Origin of the sequence: Waltera intestinalis, from assembly GCF_009695995.1 — a bacterium.
GTDB classification, from domain to species: Bacteria; Bacillota; Clostridia; order Lachnospirales; family Lachnospiraceae; genus Acetatifactor; species Acetatifactor intestinalis.
Genome location: NZ_VUMU01000018.1, coordinates 67,638 through 74,093, shown reverse-complemented (window position 1 = coordinate 74,093; position 6,456 = coordinate 67,638). Strand labels below are relative to the sequence as shown.

General features: G+C 39.6%; 6 protein-coding genes and 1 pseudogene. All 7 read right to left on the bottom strand.

Going from position 1 to position 6,456, the window contains the following annotated elements; translation table 11 throughout:
- Positions 1-109: 109 nt before the first annotated feature.
- Entirely contained in the window at positions 110-286 is a 177-nt protein-coding gene (locus tag FYJ59_RS12580; RefSeq protein WP_154498007.1) for a hypothetical protein, read from the bottom strand.
- A gap of 193 nt (positions 287-479) precedes the next feature.
- Positions 480-650, bottom strand: coding sequence for a hypothetical protein (locus FYJ59_RS12575; protein ID WP_154498002.1), 171 nt, complete (start codon positions 648-650; stop codon positions 480-482).
- Positions 651-730: 80 nt separating this feature from the next.
- Positions 731-1,897: a non-hydrolyzing UDP-N-acetylglucosamine 2-epimerase gene (gene wecB, locus FYJ59_RS12570; protein WP_022154333.1), complete on the bottom strand. Its 1,167-nt coding sequence runs from the start codon at positions 1,895-1,897 to the stop codon at positions 731-733.
- A 28-nt stretch (positions 1,898-1,925) separates the two neighbouring features.
- On the bottom strand, positions 1,926-3,044 hold the full coding sequence (locus FYJ59_RS12565; protein ID WP_022154332.1) for a capsular polysaccharide biosynthesis protein CapF: 1,119 nt from the start codon (positions 3,042-3,044) through the stop codon (positions 1,926-1,928).
- Positions 3,044-4,084: a nucleoside-diphosphate sugar epimerase/dehydratase gene (locus tag FYJ59_RS12560; protein ID WP_022154331.1), complete on the bottom strand. Its 1,041-nt coding sequence runs from the start codon at positions 4,082-4,084 to the stop codon at positions 3,044-3,046. Before FYJ59_RS12560 ends, FYJ59_RS12565 begins: the two co-directional genes overlap by 1 nt.
- A 169-nt stretch (positions 4,085-4,253) precedes the next feature.
- Positions 4,254-4,883: pseudogene (locus tag FYJ59_RS12555) on the bottom strand (UDP binding domain-containing protein); the annotation flags it as partial.
- Positions 4,884-5,010: 127 nt separating this feature from the next.
- Positions 5,011-6,438: a lipopolysaccharide biosynthesis protein gene (locus FYJ59_RS12550; protein ID WP_022154325.1), complete on the bottom strand. Its 1,428-nt coding sequence runs from the start codon at positions 6,436-6,438 to the stop codon at positions 5,011-5,013.
- Positions 6,439-6,456: the final 18 nt, after the last annotated feature.

The window sequence follows — 6,456 nt, the reverse complement described above, 5'->3', positions numbered from 1 at the left end:
GGAATGTCCCAGCCGGTATAAAAAGAAATAAATTTTCAAAGTGCAGTTTAAATATATAAAAAACCATCTCAAGCCCTGCAGCAATGCGGGGTTTTATGCTTGGTAGTACTCATGATTGAGGGCTTACAACCGTAATAAGTTCGCCTACCTCCTGTGCCATTCCACACTGATTCTGCACATATTCTAACATTTCAGTGCTTGTCAGAAGCTCTTCGTATATCTTTTCAGCATTATAGGTCTGCTCCATTCCATCTGCCTGAATCAATAACGTAATAAATATCTCCACGTTGAACTTGATTCGGGTCTATCTGCATCAGAACAGACTGCTCCTTATATTCCAAACTCTGCTCATATAATCCTTCATATCGTGTTGCAGTAACTACGTTGCTAATCTGCGTGTCTGTCAACTGTTCTTCCAGAAGCAGACGGCCTGTCTCCCATTTTTCTTCTGCAGATAGACCTTCTTGCTCTGCCCAAAGCTACTCCTTCGCTTTCAGCTCCGCATTTTGTACTTCCACTGTAGATGCAGACCGCATATAACTTACAGTACCAAGCAGTAAACCACCGATTGCCATAACAAACAATAGTGTTCTCCAGCGCAGCAAAATTATTGCAATTAAGTCAACTAAGCTAATTTCTCGCTCTTTCATTCCCATCTGTTCTGTGTTCGTCTGACTCCTCTTTCCATATCCTGCACAAAATGATTGGGTTTCTTAGAATACTTCAGTCCTTATTCCTGGGTCTTTCTCCATACCATCTTATCCACTACTCCGGTATAAGACTGAATAATCTTTACAACTTTCGTACTTACATTCTCTTCCACATAGTCCGGCACGGGAATTCCATTGTCGCCCTCTTCTACCATGTCAATGGCGGTAGACACTGCCTGCAAAAGTGTCTTCTCTGAGATACCCGCAAGAATAAAGCATGCCTTATCCAGAGCCTCCGGTCTCTCGGTGGAGGTTCGGATGCACACTGCGGGGAATGGCTTCCCGATACTAGTGAAAAAGCTAGATTCCTCCGGTAAGGTCCCAGAATCAGACACTACGGCAAACGCATTCATCTGCAGGTTGTTGTAATCATGAAAACCTAAGGGCTCGTGGCGAATCACACGAGAATCCAATTCAAATCCGGAATTTTCCAGACGTTTGCGGCTTCTGGGATGGCAGGAATATAGAATGGGCATATCATATTTCTCTGCAAGCTTGTTCACCGCATTGAACAAAGAATTGAAGTTCTCATCCGTATCGATATTCTCTTCACGATGTGCAGATAACAAAATATACTTTTTCTTCTCAAGATTCAATTTCTGTAAAATATCTGAGTTCTCAATCTCAGCCAGATTCTGATGTAAAACTTCTGCCATAGGAGAGCCTGTCACATAGGTTCTCTCCTTAGGCAATCCGCACTCTGCCAGATATCTTCTAGCATGTTCAGAATATGCCATATTTACATCTGATATAATATCAACGATTCTACGATTAGTTTCCTCCGGCAGACACTCATCCTTACATCTGTTTCCAGCTTCCATATGGAAAATGGGGATATGCAGACGCTTGGCTGCAATAGCGGACAAGCAGCTGTTGGTATCGCCAAGGATTAGCAAAGCGTCTGGTTTAATCTGGTTCATGAGCTTGTAAGAATAGTTGATGATATTACCAACCGTCGCCCCAAGGTCATCTCCTACCGCATCCAGATAGACATCCGGGTCATCCAGTTTCAAATCATGGAAGAAAATACCATTCAAATTGTAATCATAATTCTGTCCTGTATGTGCCAGAATTGTATCAAAATATTTCCTACATTTATTGATGGTGGCCGCCAGACGAATAATCTCCGGACGTGTTCCCACAATGATTAACAGCTTTAATTTTCCATTATCCTTAAATGAAACCATTCTTTCGCTCCTCTGTCTATCCTTTTCTTCATTCCACCGGCTCATATATCGTATCCGGTTTGCCCGGATTAAAGCATTCATTACACCACATCAGTGTTACCAGATCTGTATCTCCTTCATTCACAATGGAATGCGTATACCCTGTAGGAATGTCGACCACTTCCAGCTTCTCTCCACTAACATGATATTCAATAATCTCCTCACTACCATGCTTGCGGAAACGGATTAAGCCCTTACCACTGACCACAATGAATTTTTCATTCTTGGTATGATGCCAATGATTGCCTTTGGTGATACCAGGCTTGGAAATATTGATGGATACCTGTCCTCGGTCTGCACTCTTTAAGATTTCCGTGAAGCTTCCTCTCTCATCTACATGCATGGTCAGCGGATAGGAAAACTCCTGTTCCGGCAGATAACTAAGATATGTACTATACAGCTTCTTCTCAAAACTGCCTTCGCATAAATTGGGAATCATAAAGTTATTGCGGCTCTCACGGAAACTGTACAGCAGATTCACAATCTCCCCCAAGGTCACTTCGTGTACCGCAGGCACAAAGCAATATCCATCCAAATTTACATGGGGATGTCTATCCAGAGCCTGCAGGAGTTCCTCCACCACGTCATCGATATAGACCAAATGCATCACTGTGCCTCTGTCGTTCACTTGAATAGGCAAACCATGGGCTATATTGTGGCAAAAGGTGGCTACTGCACTGTTATAATTGGGGCGGCACCATTTCCCAAACACATTTGGAAAGCGATAGATGTAAATCTCTGCTCCCACCTCTTGTCCATAGGCAAACAGCATGTCCTCCCCGGCCTTCTTGCTCTTGCCGTAAGGATTCTCCAAGGCTGCCTGAATCGAGGAAGAATTCATAATGGGGCAGGTATTTCCATTTCTGCGAAGAGCCTCTACCAAGGAAGTGGCAAAGCCAAAATTTCCTTCCATAAATTCTTCCGTATGTTCCGGGCGGTTTACTCCAGCCAGATTAAATACAAAATCACATTCAGCACAATATTGCTCCAGCAGTTCCTGAGGTGTATCTATGTCAAATGGCAACACTTCCACATTTTCGCGCTGTTCCAGTTCTGTAATCAGATTTTTACCAATAAATCCTTTGGCTCCTGTAACCAAGACCTTCATTATCGCTTCTCCCACTTTGCAAGTTCATCACGAATATAGGACAGGGTCATCAACTTCTCCTTCACCTGGTCCACATTCATCAGTTCGGTATTGTTGGAGTTGAACTCAGACAGCTTGGTTCTCTCCGTATTACCATCTGTAAAGTACTTATCGTAATTCAAGTCTCTCTTGTCCGCAGGAACACGATAGAAATTCCCCATATCAATTGCATGGGCACATTCTTCATTGGTCAAAAGCGTCTCGTACATCTTCTCACCATGGCGGATACCAATCACTTTCACTTCATCCTGCGCATGGAAGAGTTCCTTGACAGCCTGTGCCAATACACCAATAGTGCAGGCAGGTGCCTTCTGCACCATAATGTCACCGCTCTCTGCATTCTGGAAGGCATATACTACCAATTCTACTGCCTCTTCCAAGCTCATGACGAAACGAGTCATGGCAGGCTCCGTTACGGTAAGGGGCTTACCCTCTTTAATCTGACTGATAAAGAGAGGAATGACCGAACCTCTGGAGCAAAGGACATTGCCATATCTGGTACAGCAGATGCTTGTCTCCTTCGGATCCACCGTTCTCGACTTCGCAACGATAACCTTCTCCATCATTGCTTTGGAGGTTCCCATAGCATTGACAGGATAAGCCGCTTTGTCCGTTGACAGACAAATAACCTTCTTTACACCGGCTTCAATGGCTGCCTGGAGCACATTCTCCGTTCCTAATACATTCGTCTTCACCGCTTCAATAGGGAAAAACTCGCAAGAAGGAACCTGTTTCAGAGCTGCTGCATGGAAAATATAGTCTACGCCGTGCATAGCCTTCTGGATACTCTGCGGATCACGTACATCACCAATATAAAATTTCAGTTTGTTACTGTACTCGGGATATTCGCGCTGATAGAAATGGCGCATATCGTCTTGTTTCAACTCGTCACGAGAAAATATACGAATCTCGCCAATATCCGTTGCCAGAAATCTGTTGAGCACTGCATTACCAAAAGAACCTGTACCGCCTGTGATTAATAATGTCTTACCTGTAAACATTTGTTGTCTCCTTATCTATATTTTCATATAATTATTTACTAATTGCCTATCTCGTTTCTGCTCTTTATGAAATTACTAGTTTATTGTACTTTATATTTATATCCATTGCAATAGCCTTAGAACCGTAACTAGTTGCTCCACTTTACAGTCGCATCTACTTCAATAATTACTAATCTACTCCAAACACATCTCTAGTATATACCTTTTCTCTCACATCATCCATGCAACTATCATAACGATTTGCAATAATAACGTTGGCTCTTTTCTTGAATTCTGCAAGATTATTAACTACTTCCGATCCAAAGAATCTCTCTCCATTATTCAATGTTGGTTCATAAATAATTACAGTTGCGCCTTTTGCTTTTACTCTCTTCATAACACCCTGAATAGAACTTTGACGAAAGTTGTCTGAAGTAGACTTCATCGTCAAGCGATATACCCCAATAATTACTTCTTTTTCTTTTTTAGGGTCCCAATTGGTATTTGAACCATAATAACCTGCTAACTCTAACACTCTATCGGCAATAAAATCCTTTCTCGTTCGATTTGACTCGACAATTGCTGATATCATGTTCTGCGGTACATCACTGTAATTTGCAAGAAGCTGCTTCGTATCTTTAGGCAAGCAGTAGCCTCCATAGCCAAAAGAAGGATTGTTATAATGCATTCCAATACGCGGATCAAGCCCAACCCCATTTATTATCGCTTTTGCATCCAATCCTTTCATCTCAGCATATGTATCAAGTTCATTAAAATAAGATACTCTAAGTGCCAGGTATGTATTGGCAAATAGCTTTATGCATCTTAGTTATAGGTTATTGACTTCCGTTTTATAACGTTTTCAAAAATTGAAACCTTTTTCCAGTATAAACCTAACTATTGAATTTATGGAATATTAATATGTAATACATTCTTTTGTCGCTATTTTACTCTCTTAATACCATTTTCATAATTTTTTTTATTTCTCGATAGTAACAAAGCAAAACAACAATCCCAAATACTACAAGTTCGATAAATGAAACCAATACGCTATTAAATCCAAACAATCTCCATATCACAAAAAATAGTATGAACGCAGCACTAACAAATACAAACTTCCCATGAATATTAAACAATTTAATTTTATATAAAGCGGTCGAGCATAATACAACCGAAAATAGATACCCAATCACCGTTGAGATTGCTGCGCCTTCTATTCCCAATATAGGAATTAGCAATTTGTTTAAAATAATATTCACAAGTGCCCCAGTTCCAAGTATCAACATATTCGGCCACGACTTAAGTTTAATTAAAAATTGATATGCGTTTACCTGAAACATCATTAGTAGCAACGGTGACAGAAACAAATATGGTGCCGCAACCGCTCCATTCATATATTCACTCGGAAACAAAACTCTAAAAAAGAATTTAACAAAAACACACAGCATTCCTGTTGCAACATATGAGATAACTCCCAAATACTCGAAAATCTTAGAATTAGTTTCAACTTGATTTTTATCTTTCATTACTGAAAATGAAAAATACTGCCAACCACCAATAAAAGCTGTATATATAAGTTGACTAACATGACCAAGTTTTGCTGATATTCCATAAATACCGGCCTCATTCATTCCTAGCAGATTAAGAATCATGATTCTATCACATGAGTTAAAAACCCAGTAAACAAGCAGATTAGGAATTTGTGGAATTGAAAGTTTGAGTAATAACGGTAAATGTTTAATATTTACTTTTTTTGTCTGAAACCATTCTCTATTAATTAGCAAAAACGAACTTTCTATTATTACATTCGATATCAATGTTGCTAATGGTAGCGCAATTACATAATGCCCATTTAGAATCAACGGAATAGATATTGAGTATGAAATTAACGGACATAAGGTATTTAACACCAGATAAATCTTTCGCCTATTCTGCATCCTAATTGGCGCAGATACAATACTATTAGTTGCTCCAACAAAAACCGTCAATGCACAAATATAAACAAGAAAACCGTTTTTTCCTTCTAACATCAAGGCAGTAATTGGTTTTTTAAAAATTATCATAATTACCGCTACAATAATTGATGTTAAAAATGTAAATGCTAATGAAGTGGAACATATTTCTCGTTTATATTCTTTACTATCATTTTCAAAGAAAAGACGATACATTGAGTCGTACATTCCCATCAAGGCAAAAGCATTTCCAATCGAAATAATTGCCGTTGCCATATCACTAATTCCGATATAAGAAGAATTGGGCATTAATCGCGTAATTACCGGAATCATAATTACTGGAATGGCACTACTTATTGCTCCTCCCATTCCGTATACCACAAAATTTTCTATAAACAATTTAATTTTAGATTTATTATCCATAAAGACCTAACTCATCTC